The sequence below is a fragment of the Gordonia sp. ALPHA1B1 genome, from assembly GCF_005502615.1.
Classification (GTDB): domain Bacteria; phylum Actinomycetota; class Actinomycetes; order Mycobacteriales; family Mycobacteriaceae; genus Gordonia; species Gordonia hongkongensis.
The window spans coordinates 1-3,337 of record NZ_SCOC01000081.1 but is presented as its reverse complement, the minus strand read 5'-3'; the positions used below and the strand labels follow the sequence as shown (position 1 = coordinate 3,337).

Here is a 3,337-nt window from a genome sequence, read left to right as displayed (position 1 = left end):
GGCGAGGCTGGTGCGTTGGAACGGGCCCGCTACGCTCTCGACGATTTCGGGCACGCCCGCACCGCCTGCGAGCAGGTCGAACACCTCATGATCGAGGTCCTCACCGGGCTGGGTGTCGTCTGCCATGAGCATGGGACCACTGTGAGCTGATTTTTGCCAGGGTGATGGGACCACCTGGATTGCCAGTTATGGGACCACCGGCGCGCCTTGTCGGTGGTCTCGTCGTTTGCTCGTTCGATCGTCTGTGACAGCTCAATCGAGGTCGCGGAGGTCGACGGCATGGCTTTTCGGGAGATCAGTGTGAACGAGATCAGAGAAGTATTGCGACTGTGGCTCGGGACGGCCGCTCTGCCGTCGCCTGGGTTACGCACGATCGCAGAGCACGCCGGCGTGGACCGCAAGACCGTCCGACGCTACGTCGTTGCCGCTCAGTCGGCCGGCTTGAACCGAGGCGACACCGCAGCCGACATCGACGACGAGTTGATCGCAGCGGTCGTCGACATCGTCCGTCCTGACCGACCCCACGGGCTCGGCACAGCGTGGGAACGGTTGCTCCCACATGAGGAGCAGATCACCAGGTGGGTGGCAGGGGACGGTGAACAGAAGCCGTTGACGATTACGAAAATCGAGGTGCTGCTTGCCCGTCAGGGCTGCACGGTGCCGTACAGGACACTGCACCGGTTCGCCACCGAACGGTGTGGGTTTGGTCGCACGGACCTCACCGTCCGGGTCGTCGACGGCGAACCGGGTATCGAGTGCCAGGTCGATTTCGGGTATCTGGGGATGCTCACCGATCCCGAGGATGGTCGGACCCGCAAGGTCCACGCCCTGATCTTCACCGCCGTCTACAGCCGACACATGTTCGTGTGGCTGACGTACTCGCAGACACTCGTCGCGGTGATCGCCGGATGCGAGGCGGCATGGAAGTTCTTCGGCGGAGTGTTTGCTGTCCTGATCCCGGACAATCTCAAACCTGTAGTGATTACCGCAGATCCGATCAATCCGCGTTTCAGCGATGGCTGGCTCGACTACAGCGGCCACGTCGGTTTCATCACCGACCCCGCGCGGGTCCGGTCACCGAAAGACAAGCCCCGTGTAGAACGGGTCGTGCAGTATGTGCGCAACAACTTCTGGGCCGGTGAACATTTCACCAACCTCACCCAAGCGCAAGAAGCCGTTGTGCATTGGTGCACGAACACGGCGGGAAAGAGGATTCACGGCACCACGTGCGCGCGGCCGCTGGAGGTCTTCGACGACACCGAATTGTCGGTGCTGTTGCCGGTGCCGGCGGTCTACGATGTACCGGTCTTCAAAGAAGTCAAAGTTCATCGCGACTTCCACGCAGAGGTCGGTAGGGCACTGTATTCGCTGCCACAGCAGTGGATCGGCTCGACGCTGTCGGTGCGCGCAGACACCGAACTGGTGAAGTTCTACCACCGCGGCATATTGGTGAAGGTTCACCCACGCAGACCACCGGGTGGCCGAAGCACCGACCGCAGCGACCTGCCCGAACACAAGTCAGACTACGCACTCCGCGATGTCACCTCCCTGATCGCCAAGTGCACCGCCCACGGACCAAACATCGGTATCTACGCCGAACGAATCCTCGATGATCCGCTGCCGTGGACGCGGATCCGCAGCGTCTACCGGCTGCAGGGGCTCATCCGCCGCTACGGAGCCGAGCGGGTCGAGCGCGCCTGCTCACTGTCACTGGATCTCGACGTCGTCTCGGTCACCAAGATTTCCTCCATGCTCGAACGCGCCACCGAGACGACCTCGCCGGAACTACCGAAAGCAGTTGGACACAACACATCACGGTTTATGCGTGACCCGTCCGAATTCAACACTGCCACAAACACACCCGCACTATCCGTCGTCGTGGACACCGACGGATACGAGAACACGGAGACCCCTTGATGAACGCCGCTACCCGCAACAACGCCACCGAACCGGTCGGCGCCGACATGATCCGACTACTGAAAGCCCTCAAACTCGGGGCGTTGGCCGACACACTGCCCGAACGCGCAGCCCTGGCCCGCCAACACAAACTCAGCCACCTCGGATTCCTCGAAGTACTTCTCGCCGACGAAGTGAACCGACGTGAATCCCGTTCTGCCACCTTGCGTGCCACCAAGGCAGGACTAGATCCGGTAATGGCGTTCGATACCTGGAACGCGCTCGACGATCTGCACTACGACCGCACCCTGCTCGGGGACCTGACGTCGCTGCGGTTTCTCGACAACCAACAGTCCGCGATCATTCTGGGTCCAGTTGGAGTGGGCAAGACGCATCTAGCAACAGCACTGGGGCACATGGCAATCCGCCGTCGACACAGTGTCCTGTTCGCACGGTCCGACAAGCTGTTCACGCGATTACGAGCGGCCAGATTGGACAACACTGTCGAGGCGGAGATTCGCCGGCTGACCGCGATCGACGTGCTCATCATCGATGACTTCGCGCTACGGCCGCTCGATGCTACCGAGACCAACGACTTCTACGAACTGGTCGTCGAGAGGCACAAAAAGAAGACCACGATCGTCACTTCGAACAGAGAGCCATCGGAGTGGCTGACGATGACCGCCGACACCCTACTCGCCCAATCAGCGATCGACCGACTGACCTCCAACGCCCACACCCTCGTCGTCGAAGGACCCTCCTACCGACAACGCACCCGACCCGGAACAGTTGACGCCGACACCGACAGCACGCATCCTCAATAACGCGCCACGGTGGTCCCTACCCTCTGGCAACCAGGTGGTCCCATGAACCTGGCAAGCGACAGGCTGGGCCTACGCGCCCTCGCCGAGTCCATCCCGGGGGTTTCGGTGGTCTCGGTCGCGGCGATCCTCGCCGAAACCGGGGACCTGACCCGTTTCGATTCCGCCCGCGCGGTGGTCAAACACGCCGGGCTGTGCCCGCGGGAGAACTCCTCCGGCAGCTACCGCGGCACCACCCGCATCAGCGGGCGTGGCCGGCCGCTGTTGCGGGTCGCGGCGTGGCGGGCGGCGTTCGCCGCGCTCACCCACAACGAGGTGTACGCCGCCCGTTACCGGCACCTGACCAGCCGAGAGGCCAACCAGCTCAACCCCAACCAGGCCCGAGTAGCGATCGCTGCCGCCCTGCTGCGGCAACTGTTCGTCGTCATCACCACCGCCACGCCGTGGAACCCCGACATCGCTGCCGGCCGTACCCGCCCCGCCGAAAGGACCGCCGCCTGACCCCTCACTGAACCGTCCTGGGTCTGGTGGAGACCGTGATCTCACCAGGAGAATGCCGGTATGGGTGCACTGAGGAAGTTTGATCCAGAGACGCGTGAGCGGGCTGTGAGGATGTATCA

Annotated in this window: 3 protein-coding genes; all 3 read left to right on the top strand. The window is 62.8% G+C overall.

Translation table 11 applies throughout. The annotated features are described in order from the left end of the window. Positions 1 to 279: 279 nt before the first annotated feature. From istA to FFS52_RS23425, 3 genes are read left to right on the top strand one after another with little or no spacing between them, the layout of a single operon-like run. The gene (gene istA, locus FFS52_RS23435; RefSeq protein WP_137811077.1) at positions 280 to 1,917 is read left to right on the top strand and encodes an IS21 family transposase; all 1,638 of its coding nucleotides are present in this window, start codon (positions 280 to 282) and stop codon (positions 1,915 to 1,917) included. Then, positions 1,917 to 2,720: an IS21-like element helper ATPase IstB gene (gene istB, locus FFS52_RS23430; protein ID WP_137811076.1), complete on the top strand. Its 804-nt coding sequence runs from the start codon at positions 1,917 to 1,919 to the stop codon at positions 2,718 to 2,720. The genes istA and istB overlap by 1 nt, the downstream gene beginning before the upstream one ends. 42 nt (positions 2,721 to 2,762) lie before the next feature. Continuing rightward, positions 2,763 to 3,218, top strand: coding sequence for a transposase (locus FFS52_RS23425; RefSeq protein ID WP_137811075.1), 456 nt, complete (start codon positions 2,763 to 2,765; stop codon positions 3,216 to 3,218). Positions 3,219 to 3,337 lie beyond the last annotated feature (119 nt).

Excerpts from the sequence above, each read along its gene's own strand:
- istA (WP_137811077.1), top strand. The coding sequence starts at position 280 with ATGGCTTTTCGGGAGATCAGTGTGAACGAGATCAGAGAAGTATTGCGA.
- istB (WP_137811076.1), top strand. The coding sequence starts at position 1,917 with ATGAACGCCGCTACCCGCAACAACGCCACCGAACCGGTCGGCGCCGAC.
- FFS52_RS23425 (WP_137811075.1), top strand. The coding sequence starts at position 2,763 with ATGAACCTGGCAAGCGACAGGCTGGGCCTACGCGCCCTCGCCGAGTCC.